Here is a 20,869-nt window from a genome sequence, read left to right as displayed (position 1 = left end):
TAAAGGCTTATTTTTATAATATTTATCCTTTGTTTTATGCCTTCTAATATGTCATATTCTTGTGGATTCTTTAGTAACTTATAATATGTCTCAGCTTTTACAAAAGCCTTTAAAGCTTCTGTATTATCTTTAGACTTTGATAAAATTAATGCAAGTATTCCATAAGCAGAGGCCTTCTCCCATATTACATCCATTTTTTCATACATATTTAATGCCTTTTCTATATATACCTTTGATGTATCAGCTATATTAAGTTCACAAGCTGCATAAGCTGCATGGGTATAAAATATAGGCAGCCCTTGTTTTATATGGTTCTCTTCACACATAGTTATTGCCGTCTCATAGCTTTTTAAAGCTTCCTCAAATTTATTTTCTCTTTTTTTAACCTCACCTAAAAAGTCATAAGCCGCTGCTATATTTAATACATATTTATTTCTATCTCGCAATTCATTAAATCTATCTATGGATTTTTTTAAGATATCTTCAGCTTCTTCATACTTGCTTTGCATTATCTTTTGGAACCCTGTAAGCCTATACAAAATAGGTATTTCTTCTTTTAAATTATTTTCAATTGCAATATCTAGTGCTCTTTTTAAATACTTGTCCATTTCAACTGAATTATATATATTCATTGAATAATATATCAGCTGCTTATATGAATTAAGTATATGCGATACATCAACCTCTGAAGACCCTTCATTTATTATATTCTCCATTATCTTCACACCCTCAGTATATCTTCCTCTTCTAATATAGTCTCTTCCAATCATATACTGCAGAGTAATTTTGAGCTCCTTCAATTCCTTCCTGTTATCAGAAGTTTCTTTTATTTCATAGAGTATATTATTAAATCTTTTAAATTTATCATAGGCTTCTACATCGGTTAAAAACCCTAAAGTTGTATTTTGTAATTCCTCATTTACTACAGGGAATAACTCATGATGACTTTGAAGGTACATATTTAGTTCCTTTATCATATATTTTAAGGATTTGAGCTTATTTCCGCTTCTTTCAAAATGGTATATAAGTTTAGAATTAAATATGTTATCTGCTAGGTTATGTTTTAAATTCTCTTCAATTAATTGTCCTATTTTCTCATGCAATATCTTTTTTTCAAATAATCCTGCTTTAGAATACACAAATTCCCTCATCTTTTGATGTGTAAATTGAATATTTATATTTTCATTTTCAAAGCTTTCTTTTATAATGCATTTATTTTTCAATTCTCCTATTATGTCAATAAGTTCAAAATCATCATAATTACATAACTCTTTTAAGTTCTGAAAATTTACCTTATCAAAAAATACAGATATTATATTTAAAATTTTTCTCTCGTCCTTATTTAAACTATATAATCTAGTTTGAAGTATGTTTTCCATTTTAGGCGAAATCAAATTAAAATCTTTACTTTCTTTTATATTATTTAACACTTCCGTTATAAAAAATATATTACCTTCAGTTTCTTCATATATAGCTTCTATTTTTTCATTATCCAAATTGAAATTTGGTATATATTTCGATATAAATTCAACGGTCTGTTCCTTATTCAGCCTATGCAGCTGAATTTCACTTATAAGATTTTTAACTTTAAGCTGATTTAAGAAATTTATAATTTTATTATTATACTCTTCCCTTGATACTAATATAGGAAGTATATTGCCATTTCCATTTTGTAGTATTAAATTTTTCAGCATAGTTATACTCAGCTTATCTATCCACTGTATATCATCGAAAAATAGTATTAACTTTTTATTTTTAGTACACTCATTTAATATTTTTATAGCCGCTTCTTCCGCTGCTTGATATTTTATCATATCCATACTTTTATAAATATTTGCATGATTACGCTTATCAAACTGAAATGTCGGGAAGATACAGCTTATTATTTCTATAAGTTCTTGTGATACTTTTACATTTTCAGAGTTTATTATATTAGAAATTTGATTAAATACGTTATTCCATGGTTTCAAAAGATATTCTTCCTCTGCTTGATAACATACAGTACTTATAACATTTATTTTATTAGTATTTATTGTGCTTAAAAATTTACATATTAAGCTACTTTTGCCTATACCCGCTTCCCCAATTACAATAGGTGCTCTTGCAGGCTTATTTAATATAAAATCATTATAATTATTCTTAAGTAAAGTTAATTCTTTATTTCTTCCATAAAAAAAACTAAATTCATCACATTCTTCAGAAACCTTTCCAGAACTTTTTATGTTTATTATTTCTTTATATAAATTTATGGTTTTTTCATCTGGTGAAACTTCTAATTCCTTTTTTAATAAATCTAATAGTTTATTATATACATATATTGCTTTATCATATTTCCCCTCTTCTTTATATGAATACATAATTGTTCTATATGCTTTTTCATTATATTCATCTACTAGTATAAGAGCTTTACAGTATTTCTTTAATTTTGTTATATTTCTGCTACTCTCATAAACTTCAATTATCTCTTGAAGTTTATGAATATATAAATCTTTATAATACTCTCTAAGCTCTAGTACCCATTCCTCAAAATGCTCTTCATATTTCAAATAAAATCCTTCTAAAAAATCTCCTTTATAAACATCTATACTCTCTTCAAAATTTGATGATAAAAATCTTTCTATATCCACTTCTACATTTATTTCCGGATTTAACATAATCACAGATCTTTTTGGTGAAACAAGAACTTCTTCATTAAATATCCTTTTTATAGAATAAACAGCATTTCTTAAATTTTTCTTAGCTACTGCTTCTTCCAAATCACCCCATAAAAGATTTACAATTGTATCTCTAGAGGCTTGTTTATAAAGAACCATATAAAAAATTAATGCTTCTGCCTTTTTAAATGGAAAATTTATTTTTTCTCCATTCTTAAATATTTCGGGATATGCAAAAAGATTTACTTTTATATTTGTCATTTTATCACCTTTATCTTAATATTATAAAAATTATTCATATTTTAATAATACCATTAATTTCAAGGAAAATTAATACTCTTTTTATATATAATAACCAAACAATGCATATATTTTCACATTATAGTTTGTAATATGTAAAAAAGCAGTGGCAAACTTCCGCCACTGCTTTCTTATACTACTATTAAGGGTATAAAATCATCATATTCATCAATCATGTATTCATCATACATCCTATTGCCCATAAATTTTAAAATTATATCTTCTCTTTTGTAGCCTTCCTTATACAACTTCAACTGCTTAATTATCTTCTTAGCCTTACTTTTATTTAAGTGAAGTATTTCTTCAATTTCTTCTAAAGTATAAAAGTCCTTACAAAAAAGCTCATTTAACTTTCCTTGAAGTTCTAGTTTATACTCAAGATCAATTTTAGAGTCCTTATGAGGACTATTTTTACCTCTGTGATGCTCCGAACAAAGATACTTATAATTTACTTCACAATCCAATCCACCCTGGCATCGGTTGATTATGTGGTGTATTTCGGCCTTCTTGCCGCATACTTCACACTTAAGCAACAAGTTCACTCCTTTTTTATAATTTATTTTTGTAATTTATAAATCATAGTTATTTATATTAATTTACTTATATTAATTATACTATTTTTTTTATAAATTCCAAAATCCTTTTTCTGGTGAGAGGATTTTTAAAATAAATTACTTAAGACTTTCATATACTTCCTTTATATTACTCTCCATACTTTGTATGTAACTTTTATTATCTTCACTGGATTCCACAGTATATATAGTTTTTATATCTGCGCCAACTTCCTTTGCTAAAGTTTCAGATACTTTAGGGCTTACCATCTCTTCTACAAATATTGTTTTTACCTTATTTTCTTTGCAGTAATCTGTAAGTGTCTTAAGTTTTTTAGGGGTTGGTTCTCCCTCTGCAAATACTCCTTCTACACTATTTTGCTTTAATCCAAAATCTCTACAAAAATATGCAAAAGCAGCATGCCCAGTAACAAAATTTTTATTTTTTAAAGCCTGAAATTTAGGTTGATACTCATTTAATAACTTATCTAGTTCACCTTCAAATTGTTTATAATTTTTTTCATAAAAGTCTTTGTTTTTTTCATCAATCTTTATTAATGCATCCGTTATATTTTTAGCTTGAACTTTTGCGCTAGTAAGTCCTAACCATGTATGTGGATCATAATCTCCATGCTCCTGATCTTCTTCACTCTCATGTTCTTCAACTTCTATAGCCTTAACATTTTTGGATGATTCCACTTTTACTAAATCTTTATTTTGAAGATTAGAAATTACTTTGTCTACCCATGGCTCCATATTAAGTCCATTATAAACAAATATATCCGCGTTTTCTATATTTATTAAATCCTTTGCTCTCGGATCGAAATCATGTGGTTCACTACCGTTTGGAATAATCGTCTCCACTTGAACTTTATCTCCCCCTACAGCTTCTGCAAATTCCTTTAGAGGATTAAATGTAACAGCAATTTTTATTTTTTCATTTCCATTTGATTCTATCTTAGTAGTTTGTTTTGTATCAGTATTCTTATTACATGCCACCAAAGACATTATTAATAATATAACAGTAATCAAATATAATAATTTTTTCTTCATAACTTTTCTCTCCTTAAAATCATTACTTGCAAATGATTTGCATCTTAATAATATTATTCCACAATTTTACTGATGTCAAGTATATTTTTTAAGGATGTTGCAAATAATTTGCAAATAGGTATATAATATTTATGATACTTTCAAGAAAGGAGTTAATCTATGATTGAGATAAGTAATTTACATTTTTCCTATAGCGGAAAGCAGCCTTATATTTTAGAAAATGTAAATTTGAATATACACCAAGGGGATTATATTTCAGTAGTTGGAGAAAATGGCAGTAGCAAAAGTACCCTTGTTAAGCTCATTTTAACTTTATTGAAACCATGCAGTGGTAATATAAATTTGCATACAAATAAAATAGGATATGTTCCTCAGCGCGGAGAAAACTTTAATTCAGAGTTTCCTATAACTGTAGAGGAAATATTGAAGCTTCATCAAAGGGTCCTAAAAAGAAAAGAAAAAAATCTTATACAAGATTCGCTATCCCTTGTTGGAATGGAAAATTTTAAAAAACATCTAATAGGAAATCTCTCTGGAGGACAACAGCAAAAGGTGTTTATAGCAAGAGCTATTATGGGCAATCCTGACATTATAATACTTGATGAACCTTCAACTGGAATTGACACCAAAAGTCAAGGAGATATATATTCATTTTTAAAAAACTTAAATACCAAATTTGGTACAACTATATTGTCTGTTGAGCACAATATAGATGCAGTACTGAAGTATTCAACTCATGTAATTAGAATGGATAGAGGGAGCGCTTATTTTTATGACATATCCGATTATAAAAAGTATTTAAATGATTCTAAAAACCATTCCCCTAACTGTGATTGCTTAAAACTTGTAAACAAATAATTTTTAGGAGGTTACTATGCTTCAATATACATTTATACAAAATGCACTTATAGCAGCCTTCTTAATTGCACTGCTTTGTCCTTCTGTAGGAACATTTTTAGTGCTTAAGAGATATTCTATGATGGGAGACACCCTATCTCATGCTTCCTTTGCAGGGGTAGCCATAGGTCTTGTGGCAGGCTTTAATCCCATATTAAGTGCCTTTATATTCACTTCTATATGCGCTATATTTATAGAAGTATTAAGAAATTATTACAAAAAATATTCAGAGCTTATACTTGTAATTGTAATGACATTATGTTTAGGAATTGCTATAACGCTGATAAGTACAGGAAAAGCTTCTGCAAATGTTAATTCATTTTTATTTGGAAGTATACTTACTGTTACTCGTGAAGATTTATATACTATATTAATATTAAGTATAGTATGTATTTGTTTGTTAATATCTTTATTTAATAAAATTGCCTATGTTACATTTGATGAGGATGGCGCAAAAATAGCAGGGCTAAATATTAAACTAATAAATTATATTTTTGCTCTTTTAGTAGGAACTACCATTGCTGTTTCCATGAGAATAATGGGGATACTTGTAGTCTCTTCTATGATAGCGGTGCCAGTAGCTACAGCAATGCAATTAAACAAAGGATTTAAGCTTACATTTATATATTCTTTAATATTTGGACTTTTAGATATAATGGTTGGACTATTCACCTCATTTTACATAGATTGTGCCCCTGGCGGAACCATTGCCATTACTTCAGTTGTAATACTTATAATTACTATAACCTTCTCAAAAATAAAATGTACAAACTAATACTTTGTCATTACATAAATTACCATCACATACTTTAGTTAATACAAATTGACAGTTAATAATGTTTATTATATAATATACTTAATCTATAAGAAGGATGGTGTTTATGAATAATATTACTGCTATTTTTAAAGAAAAAAAATTAAAACTTACTCCTCAACGTATTGCAGTATATAAATATCTTAAATCCACAGTGGAACACCCTTCTGCAGAAACTATTTATAAGGCATTACAGCCTGAGTATCCTACAATGAGTTTAGCAACGGTATATAAAGCCTTAAAAACTCTTGTGGAAGTAGATTTAGTGCAAGAACTAAATGTTGGAGAAGGTAATTTTAGATATGATGGAAACACTTGTCCTCACTCCCACATACAATGTTTACAATGCGGAAGAGTAGAAGATATTAAAGATGTATGTTTTTCAGATTTAAATGAAAAAATTGCACCTTATACAAATTATGAGGTTCTTACAAATCAAATTTATTTTTATGGTCTTTGTAATGAGTGTAAGCAAAATAAAGATACATTAACAGAAGCAGACTAATATTAGCCTGCTTCTTCTATTAGTTCTTTCCATTCATTTCCCGTATGCTTTTTATTTAATACTCCTTTTACTTTATTTGAGAATCCCTTCTGAATTTTTTCAGGCAAATTGTACATAAATAGTATACTGTTTTCATTACTTTCCTCTAAATGTTTTACCACTAAAGCAGAATTTCCTTTAAACACCTTATTTGCTTCTATATTTCCTGTTACAAAGCCTTGCTTAGCTAACTTTTCCTGCATTTTCTTACCGTATACAAATTCTATAAATTTACCTACTTCGTTAGCATTTTTTGATTTAAGAGGTATACATAATAAACTATTTACAATAACAGGTACATTTTCTTTAATAGATGTTGATTGAGCATAGCTAGTTACTAACCCTATATTTTTCTTTTCAAGTTCCTTCATATAATATGATATAGTTATGAGCATAGGTATTTCTCCTTCAGTAAGTTTATTTATTGAAGCCTTATTTCCCATTTCAAAAGTACTCTGAGTAACTACTCCCTGTTTAGCTAAACTATCCAGATAATTAAACATATTTTGAATTTCTTTTTTTTCTAGATATTTTCCCTTTGAACTATTGTATATATTGTCTATATCATACATATTACTTGTATTACCAGCTATAAGTGCTGCAATTACATTGTTTACATCAACATCTTCTGTAACCAATACTGGAATTTTAATAGACTCCTTATTTACCTTTTTCATCACTTCATATGCTTCACCTAATGTTTTTGGAGGATTTACATTATACTTCTTTAGCGCATCCTTATTGTATGCAACTTCTAAAGTATACGGAATTAGTGATATTCCATAGGATTTATCTAAATATCTTCCATAAGAACTAACTACCTTATAATACTTTTCATTTAATTTTATCTTATCATGATAAGACTGTACATCTTGGAGAAGTCCTTTATTTTGCATTTCTATCATTTTATTTCTAGAGGTAAATATTATATCTCCTTCTTGTTTATCTCCATCGTTCATTATGCTTTCTCCAAGTGAGCTATTAATAATAATATTAACGTCCTTATTTTCTTTCTTATATTCATCAATTATAGCTCTCAATATACTAAGAGAATGGTTATCTTTAATTTCCACTTGCATTACTAAGTCCTTATTTTTATTTTCTTCCTTCTTTCCTCTATTGCAGCTTATAAAAGCTATTGAAATACACACAAGTAATACGAGTACAGTTAAAAACTTCTTTTTTCCAAAGAACTTAGCCATTATATCACCTCAACTTTAACTTTATATAAAGCATTATCTAAAGTATATTGTGTGCATTAATTATAATTTTTATTATATCAAAAAAAAGAAACGGGACCGTTATACGGTCCCAAAGGGGGATGGGGGGTTCTTGCATTAAACAAAATTTTATAAGTTTGCTTAATGCTTAGGAGATTTTATCTCCTTTACAATTATTATGATATCCCGTTTCCTATCTTTTATACATCCATTAAAACTTTTATTTATAAAAATTTATTAACTTATCTATTTCTTGCCCTATTTCTTTTCTTAAGCTTCCAGGTTCCAAAACTTCTGCTTCTCCGCCGAAACCTAATATCCACGATTTTATATCTCCTATGTCATCTAAGAATAAACTTAATATTATTCCTCCATCCCTTTCATCTTCTATAATTTGATTTGGGGACCACTTTATTCCTTTTATGAATTTACTTATCGAACTATTAAATCTTATTTTTACTAAGATCTTTTCTCCTGAAAACACTCCCCACTGCTCTTTTAAATACTTATTTAATGAAAAATCACGAGGTTTTATGAATATAAAATTTACTATTTTAAATTCATAGATTTTAGATAACCTTAAGGCCTCTACTTTATTACTTTCATGACAATAGCAAATTATAAACCATTCTCCATCCTTGTAAATTAAGTTATATGGGTCTATTGTATTTTCTTCTATTTCATTTTTGTTTTCACAAACATATTTTATATTAAGAGATCTTCCCTTATCCATAGAAGTATTTATGTATTCTATCTTTTCATCTAAATTTAATTTACAGCCCACTTTATTTAAATCAAACTTATGGCTTTTATAGATATTATCTAAATCTTCATGCTCTCCTATGCAAGTAGTCTTTATTTTTATAACTGCATTTTTCAAATCTTTCCTTAATGGGAATTCGTCATTACAATTTATTATTTCTTCTGCTACTAAAATTGCATGTAATTCCTCTAAAGTTAATTTGGGAGTTTTCATATAAAATTCTTCATCTATATAAAAACCACCATATCTCCCCTTTTTAGTATGGATAGGTATATTAGCTAAATTTAAATTACTTATATATCTATAAATAGTTTTTTTATCTACATTTAAGGTTTCGGCTAGTTCCGAAGCTGTTGTAAATTTTTTATGTTGTAAAGTTAATAAAAGCTGCATCAAATGGGAAATCTTAGACATGAACTTCTCCTCCTACCTACTTATATATAGACTATCGTCCTTTAACTAATAAATTTTAGTAAATTTATTATAAAAGATAAATAAAATTATATTTTATTCATAATTTTATGATTTATAAAATATAAATATCTTAATTGTACAGATAAGTTAAAGGAGGTATTTATATGTTTAAATCCAATGAGAAAGAAACTCCCATAAATAAAATTGAAACACTTATTGGTGAAGGATGTAGTATTATCGGATCTTTAAAAGGTGATGATCTGCTTAAAATTGACGGATATATAGAAGGTAATATAACATGGCAAAATGATATAATCTTTGGGTCCACAGGATATTGCAAAGGAAATATATACTGTAAAACAGCCTATGTAAATGGTAAAATAGATGGAAATATAACCTGCGAAGAAACCCTCTGTGTTGAGTCTTATGGAAAAATAACAGGCGATATTAATGTAAAAAATATTATAATAAAAGATGGTGGAATTTTTCAGGGCAATTGTTCAATATGTAATGCAGATGATTTTAATAGCTTAGAATAGCATAAAAATAATAGAAAGACATCTGTCTTTCTATTATTTTTTATTACCCATTCATTGTCCTGCTTAAGGAATAAATTTGTATTATTCTATCTATAAGTATTGCTTTGTCTGGAGTTAACATAGGCTTTAGAGTATAAAGTAGTTGAAGAGTTTTATCTTGCACTGGGGGTATATTAGGCATGTTACCTGTGTCCCCTCTATTTTCCAAATTTCCCATAAGTGGATTGTTTGCTCCTAAGCTTTGCATAATGCTATTTAATTGTTCTTGGTCTATATTATTTAACATATCCATAATATTATTGCCATTCATATTGCTCATATTATTGATAGCGCTATTAATATTATTAGGGCTCTGTACATTTTCTATATTATCATTGCTATCTCTGCGTCTGCTTCTGCCTCTTTCAATGCCTGCATCTCTATCTCTATCACGTCTATGTCTTCTATGTTTAGACATTATAATCCTCCTATATAAAATTAATAAACCTTTCTTTATTAATAAGGAGGGCTAAAAAAGCCCCCCCTAATTAGCTAATATTAGAATCCACAGCATGAACTTCCTAAGTTGTTACCACAACCTAAGCTAAATCTGTTGCTGTAGCATATTAAATAGTATAGAGTAATAAGATACAATATACTGTTGTCTATGCATCCAGTACCACATTCATCGTCATCGTGGTGGCCTCTTCTGCATTTGAATTGAAGTGCTATTAATATTAATATTAATAGGCCGTTGCCTCCGCAACTGTTGCCTGCATAAGCACCTGCTACGCCGTAATCTCTACGGTTTCTGCAACAACATCTTTTTGACATGTTAAACCCCCCTTTCTATGGGCATTGGTCTTTGATTTTATTGTAATCTATTCTTCGGCTTGTGTTCTTGTATTTGCTCCACTTAAGTTCATTATACCGCCTAAGCCATCTCTACCTCCTCCGCATAAGCAGAGAAGTATAAATATAGCTATTATGAATATGAAGTTTCCTCCTCCGTAGCCATTACCATTTCCATAACCACAACCGCAGCTATTTCCATAGCCATTGCCACAGCCTCCACCATAGTTATCACATCCACAGCTACTATAGTTGTTAGTTGGACAGCAATAGTAGCAGCCTTCATAATCATCACAGCAGCATTTCCTCTTATGTTTGCGATGTCTACGTCTTCTGCTACAGCAATCATCATCATCATCGTCGCAAGGGCAGCATATATAGCCAGAATTCTTGTTTCCTATATTCCCATAGCCGCATAGTATTAATAGTACTATAAGCCATAGAAATAAGTTGTTGGATCCTCCGCCTCCTCCTCCGAGCAATGACTTTGCTGAGAAGTTGCCGTCTTCACTCATTAAAGAGTTTAGCAAGCTGTTGAAATCCACTTTACTTCCTCCTTTCAGAAGTTTCTTCTATTCTTTTGTACTTCTAATATATACTATTCTGCTTTTTTATTTTTGCTACTGTTCTAAAAACATTTTTTTGTGCATATACTTTATTTTTTCTTATAGTTTTATGAAATGATTTATGCATGATTTATGAAATCCTTGATTTTCTTATAAACCATTAAATCTTAACCCCTTGGGTAGATTTCTTATAAATCATTCATAGTATATATTATGAATATGTCAAGAAGTTGTGATTAAAATAATATCTGTTAATAAACATTTTAAAAAAGGTATATTGAAAGTATTAAACTTTCAATATACCTTTAAATGTCTATCCTAAATTTATATATCCTAGCTTTTGAAATAATATCAGAAAAGTAGAAACCGAATTAAATACCATGTGATTAAATACAGAATACCAATATCCCTTCTTATGAATTAGATAGCAGTTAAAGAGCCCTATTCCAAAAATAACAAAGGACGATTTTAAATTAAAGTGAGTAGCACTAAACATTAAGCTTGTAATTATAGCTCCTAGTATTACACCAATTCTTCTTTTACAAATTCTTTCAAAAAATAGCCATCTAAATACGAATTCTTCTACTATAGGAGCAAAGATTACAGTAACTGGAATAAGTATGATAAATGTTCTAAGAGGGACCTTTACCATAATTGATACAATTTCTTGCTCTTTTACAGGCAACTTAAAGTAATTAAATACTTGCATACCGACTGCCCCAAGTATTATCACTATAATATAAGACAGCATAGCATATTTCAATCCCTTAAATAAATTAAATCCTCTTAGTGAAAAACTATATTTTCTGTAATCCTTATAATAAATTTCACTTCTTTTAAAACTAACTATACATATTGTTGTTGCTATAAAAGGAAGAAAGTTTTGGGTAAATAAGCTAATCGCTACATATATTAATCCCAAAAATAATAATAAAAACTTATTCATTCCTTTTTCTCTAAACACTTTCCATAGTATAAGCAAAGGAGGTAAACAAACCACCACGAATACTATAATATCTTTAGCAAGATTTAAATTCACCTTTTTCCCTCCTTGAAATTGAAATTTACTTTATATTATATTGTTATTTTATCATAAAAATCACTTTACCTTTATGTATTTGATAAATATTAATAAATCAAAAAATAATAAGGTATGCTGGAGGCATACCTTATTATTTTTTATGTTTAACCTATATCATCAATCTACTGATGTATTTCACCATTTAATGAAAGTTCTATATCATCTAATACTTGTTCTTTACCTATCTTCTTCAAAGTAGAATAAAAAATTATCTTTTCGTCTTGACTCATTCCTAAAGTTTCTCTAATTGTCTTAATACTCTTAGCCATTTCGCTCTTTTTTATCTTATCGCACTTAGTAGCTATTATTGTAGACTCATATCCATAGTGCTTTATCCAATCATACATAATTATATCATCTTCAGTAGGCTTATGTCTTGAATCTACCAGCAACATAATCTTCTTTAACTGTGGTCTGTTTAAAAGATATGTTTCTATAGTTTTGCCCCAAGTAGCCTGTTCTACCTTAGATACTTTAGCATAACCATACCCTGGTAAATCTACAAAATAAAAACTATTATTTATCATAAAGAAATTAACTAATCTAGTTTTTCCCGGTGTACCGCTTACCTTTACTAGCTTTCTTCTATTTGTTAAGTTATTTATTAATGAAGATTTTCCTACATTAGATCTACCTACGAAAGCTATTTCTAACATACTATCTATAGGATATTGATTTATATTCACAGCCGATGTTACAAATTCTGACTGTTTTATTTCCATATCACTTTCACTCCTTACTACTTTCTTCTAAAAGAGCATTGTCTAAAACTTCATCAATATACTCAGCTAGAATTATATTTATTTTACCTTTTATGCTCTTTGGAATCTTTAGCAAGTCCTTTTCATTTTCTTTAGGAACTATAATAGTATCGATACCAGCTCTAAAGGCAGCAAGTGTCTTTTCTTTCAATCCACCTATTGCTAGAACCTTACCCGTTAATGTAATTTCTCCAGTCATAGCAACATTATGCTTAACCTTTCTGCCGCCTAATGCAGATACCATAGCTGTTATCATAGTTACTCCTGCTGAAGGTCCGTCTTTAGGAACTGCTCCTTCAGGAACGTGTATATGTATATCCTTTTCTTTGTAAAAATCCGGATTTATATTATACTTTTCTGCATGTGCTCTAACATAGCTGTATCCAGCTCTAGCAGATTCCTTCATTACATCTCCCAATTGTCCTGTAAGTTCTAACTTTCCACTACCTGACATAACTGTAACTTCTATAGGGAGTGTATCTCCACCATATCCAGTCCATGCCATTCCCATAACTACTCCTACTTGGTCTTCTTTATTTGCTTTTTCGTAGCTATAAATTTCAGGTCCTAGATATTTCTTAACATGATTTATTGTTATATTTATGTTTTCTTTATCCTTCTCAACCATTTCTGCAATAGATTTTCTTATAACCGCAGAAATTTTTCTTTCAAGATTTCTAACGCCTGATTCCCTTGTATAATTTTCTATGATGTAATATATAGCTGATTCAGAAAACTTTATTATATCTTCTCCTAAATTATGCTCTTTAATAATTTTGCTTATTAAATGATCCTTAGCTATATAAAACTTTTCCTCAGTTGTATATCCTGATACCTCTATAACTTCCATTCTATCTAATAAAGGTCTTGGAATAGTATCTAATGTATTTGCTGTAGTTATAAATAAAACATTAGAAAGGTCAAACTCTAGCTCTAAGTAATGGTCTCTGAAAGTGCTATTTTGTTCACTATCTAAAACTTCTAAAAGTGCCCCTGATGGATCACCTCTAAAATCATTACTCATTTTATCAATTTCATCTAAAAGAAATAATGGATTTTTAGACTTTGCCTGCCTCATTCCATATATAATACGACCTGGTATAGCCCCTACATAAGTCTTTCTATGACCTCTTATTTCGGCCTCATCCCTTACTCCACCTAAAGACATTCTTACAAAGTTTCTATTTAGTGCATTAGCAATGGATTTACCTATCGAGGTTTTTCCAACTCCAGGAGGTCCTACAAGACATAATATAGGTCCCTTTAGAGTATTACTCATCTTTTTAACAGCTAAATATTCAATTATTCTAGTCTTTACATCTTCTAATCCATGATGTTCAGCTTCTAAAGTTTCCCTAGCAACTTTTATATCAATATCATCTTCTGTTTCATTATTCCATGGAAGTTCTAATATCCAGTCTAAATATGTTCTTATAACCCCACCTTCAGCTGAATATGTACCACTATTTTTTAGTCTATCTAACTCATAAAGTGCTTTCTCCTTAACAGCTTTAGGTAACTTCCCCTTACTTATTTTATTTTTATATTTTTTTATTTCCTTTTTATCTTCGTCTTCTTCCCCTAATTCTTCTTGTATAGCTTTTAATTGTTCTCTAAGGTAATATTCTTTTTGAACTTTATCAATCTTATTTTTTACTTTTATTCCTATCTTCTTTTCTACCTTTAAAATATCTATTTCATTTTTTAGCACAACTAGAAGTCCTTCTAATCTTTTTGTGACATCAAAAGCTTCTAGAAGCTCCTGCTTCTTACTTTGCTTTAATATCATATAAGAACTTATAACATCAGACAGTCTTCCAGGGCTTTCTATATCCTCTAAAGAAAGTATTACTTCTGTTGGAATATTTCCTGATAATTTTATGTATTCTTCAAAGGATTTTCTAACTGTTCTCATAAGTGCTTCGCACTTACTGTCTTCTGCAGACTCTTCTTCTTCTAGTATATTTATTTCCGCCTTAAAGAAAGGATCCATTTGTACTATATTTTTTATAGTAGCTCTTTTTTCTCCTTCAACCAATACTCTTACTGTATCGCCCGGCAGCTTTAGTATCTGCTTTATATTGCAAAATGTACCGACCTTGGATATATCTTCTTCTCCTGGCTCTTCTATTTTTGCTTCCTTTTGAGTAGCCAAAAAGATCTTTTGCCCATTTAACATAGCCTCTTCTAAAGCTAAAACTGATTTTTCCCTACCTACATCAAAATGCATAACCATATATGGAAATATAGTTATGCCTCTTAGAGGAATTAGAGGAAGAATTATCAATTCCTTTTCCATATTTCTCCCCTCACTTCTTAAAATTATAATATGTAACAATTACCTAAATATAATTAGACTAATATATTATACCTATAAAAGAAAGTTTTTTCAATTAAAATGTAAATCAAGCTATGCCTTAATAATATACCTTAAAGCATAGCTATTTATACTAATCAGTTATTCTACTCATTAACTATTTATTACATTATTTAATGGTTTAGCAGAGAGCACTTCTCCTGTAGTTTCAATATATATTGAAGAGTTGTTGCTACCTTCTTTAATTAATGACATATCTAGCACTTGCTTAATACTTTTTACTCCTATTACAGTTGCTTCTTTTATACTGCCAAAGCTATCTTGCCAATTATCCTCTGGAATTATAATCTTTTTTGCTCCTGCTTTAATGGCTGCTTGTATTTTGCTATTTACCCCTCCAACAGGTTTCACTTCTCCATGAAGGGATATTTCTCCTGTCATAGCTACTTTGTTATCTACATAGCTATTAGTTATGGCACTGTATAACGCTGTTGCCATACTTATACCTGCTGAAGGACCATCTACAGGCACTCCTCCTGGGAAATTTATATGTATGTTGTAATCCTCAAAATTAAAGTTAAATATATTTTCTAAAGCTGTCATTACATTTTCAACTGAGCATCTTGCCATGCTTTTTCTTGTTATTTTCTTTCCATAACTACTTATCTGTTCTTCTTCTACTATCCCTGTTATATTTATCTTACCTTTTGCAAATCTATTTTTTACAGCAGCTACTTCAATCTCCATAACTGTCCCTAGATTGGCTCCATATACTGCCAACCCATTTACATATCCTACTCTTGGCTCATCTTGTATCTTTATTTCTGGCCTAGGGCTATAATGACCATTTTCTATTATCCATTCTACATCTTCTACTGTAATATTTTTTCTATTATCACTTAATGCAATACCTGCAGCTAACTGTACTAAATTTACTGCTTCTCTTCCATTACTTCCATATCTCCCTATAGTTTTCAATGCCTTTTCCTCTAATTCATAATCCACCTTTAACGATGCATTTAATGCAATTTTTTCTATTTCTTCTGGAAGAAGAGGTCTGAAAAATATTTCTACACATCTAGATCTTATAGCTGGAGCTATCTCCTCTGGGCTTCTAGTTGTTGCTCCCACCAGTCTAAAATCTGCTGGAAGTCCGTTATCAAATATATCTTTTATATAATTAGGCACATTGGGATCTGATGCATTATAATATGCACTATCCAAGAATACCTTTCTATCTTCCAAAACTTTTAAAAGTTTGTTCATTTCTATAGGATGTAGTTCTCCTATTTCATCTATAAACAATACTCCTCCATGCGCTTTAGTTACAGCTCCTGGCTTTGGCTGAGGAACTCCTGCAACCCCTAATGGGCCTGCTCCTTGATATATAGGATCGTGCACTGAACCTATAAGTGGATCGGCTATTCCCCTGTCATCAAATCTTACAGTTGTAGCATCTATTTCTATAAATTTTGATTCTGGCTTAAAAGGAGAATAAGCCCTCTTTTTTGCATCTTCTAGGACCAATCTTGCCGCGGCGGTCTTCCCTATTCCTGGAGGGCCATATATTATTACATGTTGTGGGTTAGGTCCACATAAGGCTGCTTGCAGTGCCTTTATTCCCTTTTCCTGTCCTATTATATCCTCAAATGAAGTAGGTCTACTTTTTTCGCTTAATGGCACAGTAAGATTAATATCTCTTAGTTTCTTTAAATTTTCCGTTTCCTTTCTGTTTTCCTTATCAACTACTACTTTATTAGTTTGTTGTCCTTTAAGGGCATTAAAGAAATAAAGCCCCATTATTATAGTTATCGCAAATTGAACCATCCACAGCACATTATTCATAAAAGCTTCCTCCCATTCATAACTTTTCTTTTTTTATTATGTGCTAAATTCCTTTTAATATTCCCAAGGAATTAAAAAAAAGGAATAGAGTTATTCTCCATTCCTTTTTTTGCTATTTAAGCTGTTTCAGGTCCCTTTTTAGTTCTAGGCTTTTTTACTTTTACAGGAGTTCTTTTCCCATCTTCAGATTTAATAACTTCAGGATTCTTATTTTCAATTGTGTCCTTTGTTATTATAACCTTAGTTATACTTTCTTCGGAAGGTATATCAAACATGATGTTTTGCATTACATCTTCCATTATAGCTCTAAGTCCTCTAGCTCCAGTATTTCTTTTTATAGCTTCCTCAGCTATAGCCTCTAACGCATCATTATTAAATTCTAATTCTACGTCATCTAATTCAAAAAGCTTTCTATACTGTTTTACTAAAGCATTTTTAGGCTTAGAAAGTATATTTATTAAAGCTTCTTTATCCAAAGCATTTAAGGTAACTATAATTGGTAATCTTCCTACAAACTCTGGAATTAAACCAAACTTTAATAAATCTCCTGGCATTATATCTTTTAAAAGCTTTCCTGCTTCGTTTTCTTTCTTAGATTTTACATCTGCCCCAAATCCTAAAGAACTATTTGTAGTTCTTTTTTCTATTATCTTTTCAACTCCATCAAAAGCTCCTCCACAAATAAATAATATATTTGTGGTATTTATCTGTATAAATTCTTGGTGAGGATGCTTTCTTCCTCCTTGAGGTGGTACAGATGCTATAGTTCCTTCTAAAATCTTTAAAAGTGCCTGTTGAACACCTTCACCTGATACATCTCTAGTAATAGACGGATTTTCTGATTTTCTAGCTATCTTATCTATTTCGTCTATATATATTATGCCTCTTTCTGCTCTTTCTATATCATAATCTGAATTTTGTATGAGCTTCAAAAGTATATTTTCAACATCTTCACCTACATATCCTGCTTCAGTTAAAGTAGTTGCATCTGCTATAGCAAAAGGGACGTTTAAGAACTTTGCTAAAGTTTGAGCAAGTAGTGTTTTACCTGAACCTGTAGGTCCTAATAATAGTATATTACTCTTTTGTAATTCTACATCATCATTATTAGCATTAGAGTTTATTCTTTTATAATGATTATACACTGCTACTGCAAGTGCTTTTTTTGCTTGATCCTGTCCTATGACATACTGATCTAAATAATTCTTTATCTCCATAGGCTTTGGAAGCGCACCCATTTCTACATTTACATCTTCTTCAAACTCATCAGTTATTATCTCAGAACAAAGTTCTATACATTCATCACAAATATATACTCCTGGCCCTGCAATAAGTCTTCTCACTTGATCTTGTGTTTTACCACAAAAGGAACATTTTAATTGTTTCTTGTCATCTAATTTGGCCATGTTTACACCTCACAATAAGGTTATTTTTTCTTGGTCATAACTTCATCTATCAATCCATACTCTTTAGCTTCATGAGCTTCCATAAAGTTATCTCTTTCAGTATCTCTCTCAACTATTTCTAGTGGCTGACCAGTTCTTTCACTTAGTATTGTATTTAACTTTTTCTTAATATTTAAAATTCTATTTGCATGTATGCCTATATCTGTAGCTTGCCCTTGGAATCCTCCAAGTGGTTGATGTATCATTATTTCACTGTTAGGTAGCGCATATCTTTTTCCCTTTGCTCCTGCTGCAAGTAAAAACGCTCCCATTGAAGCTGCCATACCAACACAGATAGTACATACATCAGGTTTAATATATTGCATAGTATCATAAATTGCCATACCAGAAGTAATAGAACCTCCCGGACTATTTATGTACAAATATATATCCTTGTCTGGATCTTCTGCTTCTAAAAATAATAGCTGTGCTACTACTAAGCTTGCAGTAACATCATTTACTTCATCACTTAGCATTATTATTCTATCCTTTAAAAGTCTAGAATAAATGTCATAGGATCTTTCCCCTCTATTTGTTTGTTCTACAACAACTGGAACTAAACTCATAAACATTCTCCTCCTTATTATAAGTATTATAGTATATTTTGATTATTCCCCTTATTTAATAAATTAAAATTAATTGCCAGAAATCCTTCCTGGCAATTAATTGTAAATACATATTAAGCTATAGTTTTGCTATTGTCAACTAATAATTTTATAACTTTTTCATTAACTATATCCATTTTAAGAGCTGACTTTTGGGAAGTAGCTATTAACTTAGCAGTCTTTTCAACTTCATTTCCGCCATATTGCTCTGCCATTTCTTTAGCTTTTTCCATTATTTCTTCATCAGTTGCTTCTATGTTTTCTGCTTTTGAAATTTCGTTTAAAACTAAATCAGTTTTAACTCTTTTTACAGCAGTATCTTTCATATATTCTCTAACTTTTTCTTCGCTGCTGTTAGTATACTGATAGTATGTTTGAAGATCTAATCCTTGATATTTTAATCTCATTTCAAGATCCTTTAACATATTATCTGTTTCATTAGCTACCATAACTTCTGGTATTTCAACAGTTGCATTTTCACAAACTGCATCTATAACTGCTTCTTCGTATTCTCTTTGAGATCTTAAGCTGTTTTCTTCTTCTTTTTTCTTTTTTAAATCAGCCTTCATTTCTTCTAATGTATCAAACTCTGAAACTTCTTTAGCAAACTCATCATCTAATGTTGGAAGTTCCTTAGCTTTTATTTCTTTTATAGTAACTACAAATTTAGCTGGCTTACCATTTAAATCGTCTCTACCATACTGTTCTGGGAAATTAACATTAACGTCTTTTGTTTCTCCAACTTTCATGCCCACTAATTGTTCTTCAAAAGTATCAATAAATGTGCCTGATCCTATTTCTAGTGGGTAATCAAAACCTTCTCCGCCTTCAAATGGAACTTCATCTACATATCCTTTAAAGTCTACAGTAGCTATGTTACCATTTTCTACTACAGCATCTTCTGCTTTAACTTCAACTCTTGCATTTCTTTCTTGCATAGTTTTTAATTCATTTTCTATTTCTTCATCATTTGCTTCATATGTATTTTTCTTAACTTCTATTCCTTTATATTCGCCTAATTCTACTTCTGGAACTACTGTAACTTTAGCAGAATATTTGAAATCCTTTCCTTCGCCTATCTCAAGTATTTCTATAGCTGGGTAATCAACTGGCTTTATATCATATTGCTTCAATGCTTCTGGGTAAGTTTCATCACAACAGAAGTTTATAGCATCTTCATAAAATACGCCCTCTCCATAATGCTTTTTGATTATATTCATAGGAGCTTTACCTTTTCTAAAGCCTGGGATGTTAAATTGCTTAACATTTTTCAAATATGCCTTTTTAATAGCTTCACTAAACTTTGCTGCTTCTACCGTTATTTCTAATTGAACAACGTTCTTTTCTATTTTCTCCATATTAACGTTCATCATTTTATTCCTCCTAGTTACCTCTATGTTTTAAACCACAATATTATAACATATATTTTAAATTATTTATATATGTTTACAATCATTTTACTTCAATCCTAGATTTTAGCCTTATCCTTTAAATAATTATATACAAATACTTCAAGTTTTACAAATAAATTTTCTGTTATATTATATATTTTTTAAAAAATCTCTTGATTCTATTATCTCATCATATTTGTTATAATTTTCACTGTAAACCTCTATTATACTTGGGGCTTTATAATTCATATCTTTAAGCTTTAAAAATAAACTTTTGA

19 protein-coding genes are annotated in these 20,869 nt (G+C 29.9%); 4 read left to right on the top strand and 15 right to left on the bottom strand.

The genetic code is table 11. The annotated features are described in order from the left end of the window. The 3 genes from DP68_RS17785 to DP68_RS17775 all read right to left on the bottom strand — a co-directional run. Positions 1-2,915 (bottom strand): AAA family ATPase (locus tag DP68_RS17785; protein WP_035311762.1); only part of this gene is annotated, 2,915 nt, incomplete at its 3' end. A gap of 170 nt (positions 2,916-3,085) precedes the next feature. Beyond that, on the bottom strand, positions 3,086-3,487 hold the full coding sequence (locus tag DP68_RS17780) for an HNH endonuclease signature motif containing protein (RefSeq protein ID WP_035311761.1): 402 nt from the start codon (positions 3,485-3,487) through the stop codon (positions 3,086-3,088). 138 nt (positions 3,488-3,625) lie between these two features. Continuing rightward, positions 3,626-4,558 (bottom strand): metal ABC transporter substrate-binding protein, encoded by a 933-nt coding sequence (locus DP68_RS17775; protein ID WP_035311760.1) that lies wholly within the window; start codon positions 4,556-4,558, stop codon positions 3,626-3,628. Positions 4,559-4,717: 159 nt separating this feature from the next. Here DP68_RS17775 and DP68_RS17770 point away from each other — a divergent pair, with 159 nt between their 5' ends. From DP68_RS17770 to DP68_RS17760, 3 genes are all read left to right on the top strand, one after another. Next, on the top strand, positions 4,718-5,416 hold the full coding sequence (locus DP68_RS17770; protein ID WP_052085898.1) for a metal ABC transporter ATP-binding protein: 699 nt from the start codon (positions 4,718-4,720) through the stop codon (positions 5,414-5,416). Positions 5,417-5,432: 16 nt separating this feature from the next. Next, positions 5,433-6,230, top strand: coding sequence for a metal ABC transporter permease (locus DP68_RS17765; RefSeq protein ID WP_035311759.1), 798 nt, complete (start codon positions 5,433-5,435; stop codon positions 6,228-6,230). Positions 6,231-6,336: 106 nt separating this feature from the next. Continuing rightward, positions 6,337-6,774 carry a Fur family transcriptional regulator gene (locus DP68_RS17760; RefSeq protein ID WP_035311757.1) on the top strand — a complete coding sequence of 146 codons (438 nt, stop codon included), beginning with the start codon at positions 6,337-6,339 and terminating at the stop codon, positions 6,772-6,774. A 2-nt stretch (positions 6,775-6,776) separates the two neighbouring features. Here the strand turns inward: DP68_RS17760 and DP68_RS17755 are convergent, their stop codons facing one another. Together DP68_RS17755 and DP68_RS17750 are read right to left on the bottom strand one after the other, a co-directional pair. Next, a complete protein-coding gene (locus DP68_RS17755) occupies positions 6,777-8,015 on the bottom strand; it encodes an extracellular solute-binding protein (RefSeq protein ID WP_052085897.1) in 1,239 nt (412 codons plus the stop codon). 238 nt (positions 8,016-8,253) lie between these two features. Continuing rightward, a complete protein-coding gene (locus tag DP68_RS17750; protein WP_035311755.1) occupies positions 8,254-9,210 on the bottom strand; it encodes a WYL domain-containing protein in 957 nt (318 codons plus the stop codon). Positions 9,211-9,374: 164 nt separating this feature from the next. Here DP68_RS17750 and DP68_RS17745 point away from each other — a divergent pair, with 164 nt between their 5' ends. Beyond that, on the top strand, positions 9,375-9,749 hold the full coding sequence (locus DP68_RS17745) for a polymer-forming cytoskeletal protein (RefSeq protein WP_035311753.1): 375 nt from the start codon (positions 9,375-9,377) through the stop codon (positions 9,747-9,749). Positions 9,750-9,792: 43 nt separating this feature from the next. Here the strand turns inward: DP68_RS17745 and DP68_RS17740 are convergent, their stop codons facing one another. The 10 genes from DP68_RS17740 to tig form a co-directional block, all read right to left on the bottom strand. Beyond that, positions 9,793-10,206, bottom strand: a complete 414-nt coding sequence (locus DP68_RS17740) for a hypothetical protein (protein ID WP_052085896.1) — start codon at positions 10,204-10,206, stop codon at positions 9,793-9,795. An 80-nt stretch (positions 10,207-10,286) separates the two neighbouring features. Then, a complete protein-coding gene (locus DP68_RS17735) occupies positions 10,287-10,562 on the bottom strand; it encodes a hypothetical protein (RefSeq protein ID WP_052085895.1) in 276 nt (91 codons plus the stop codon). Between the two features lie 47 nt (positions 10,563-10,609). Continuing rightward, positions 10,610-11,125, bottom strand: coding sequence for a hypothetical protein (locus DP68_RS19800; RefSeq protein ID WP_052085894.1), 516 nt, complete (start codon positions 11,123-11,125; stop codon positions 10,610-10,612). A gap of 334 nt (positions 11,126-11,459) precedes the next feature. Continuing rightward, positions 11,460-12,185: a type II CAAX endopeptidase family protein gene (locus tag DP68_RS17725; protein ID WP_035311752.1), complete on the bottom strand. Its 726-nt coding sequence runs from the start codon at positions 12,183-12,185 to the stop codon at positions 11,460-11,462. A 164-nt stretch (positions 12,186-12,349) separates the two neighbouring features. Beyond that, on the bottom strand, positions 12,350-12,949 hold the full coding sequence (gene yihA, locus DP68_RS17720; protein WP_035311751.1) for a ribosome biogenesis GTP-binding protein YihA/YsxC: 600 nt from the start codon (positions 12,947-12,949) through the stop codon (positions 12,350-12,352). 7 nt (positions 12,950-12,956) lie between these two features. Beyond that, on the bottom strand, positions 12,957-15,287 hold the full coding sequence (gene lon, locus DP68_RS17715) for an endopeptidase La (RefSeq protein ID WP_035311750.1): 2,331 nt from the start codon (positions 15,285-15,287) through the stop codon (positions 12,957-12,959). Between the two features lie 171 nt (positions 15,288-15,458). After that, positions 15,459-17,150 carry an ATP-dependent protease LonB gene (lonB, locus tag DP68_RS17710; RefSeq protein ID WP_035311749.1) on the bottom strand — a complete coding sequence of 564 codons (1,692 nt, stop codon included), beginning with the start codon at positions 17,148-17,150 and terminating at the stop codon, positions 15,459-15,461. Between the two features lie 116 nt (positions 17,151-17,266). Further along, positions 17,267-18,556 carry an ATP-dependent Clp protease ATP-binding subunit ClpX gene (clpX, locus tag DP68_RS17705; RefSeq protein WP_035311748.1) on the bottom strand — a complete coding sequence of 430 codons (1,290 nt, stop codon included), beginning with the start codon at positions 18,554-18,556 and terminating at the stop codon, positions 17,267-17,269. 20 nt (positions 18,557-18,576) lie between these two features. Continuing rightward, complete coding sequence (gene clpP / locus DP68_RS17700; protein ID WP_035311747.1) at positions 18,577-19,161, bottom strand: ATP-dependent Clp endopeptidase proteolytic subunit ClpP; 585 nt, start codon at positions 19,159-19,161, stop codon at positions 18,577-18,579. A gap of 113 nt (positions 19,162-19,274) precedes the next feature. Then, entirely contained in the window at positions 19,275-20,570 is a 1,296-nt protein-coding gene (tig, locus tag DP68_RS17695; protein WP_035311765.1) for a trigger factor, read from the bottom strand. Between the last annotated feature and the right edge of the window lie 299 nt (positions 20,571-20,869).

Source organism: Clostridium sp. HMP27, from assembly GCF_000765165.1.
Classification (GTDB): Bacteria; Bacillota; Clostridia; order Clostridiales; family Clostridiaceae; genus Clostridium_AK.
This window is presented reverse-complemented; position numbering and strand designations above follow the sequence as displayed.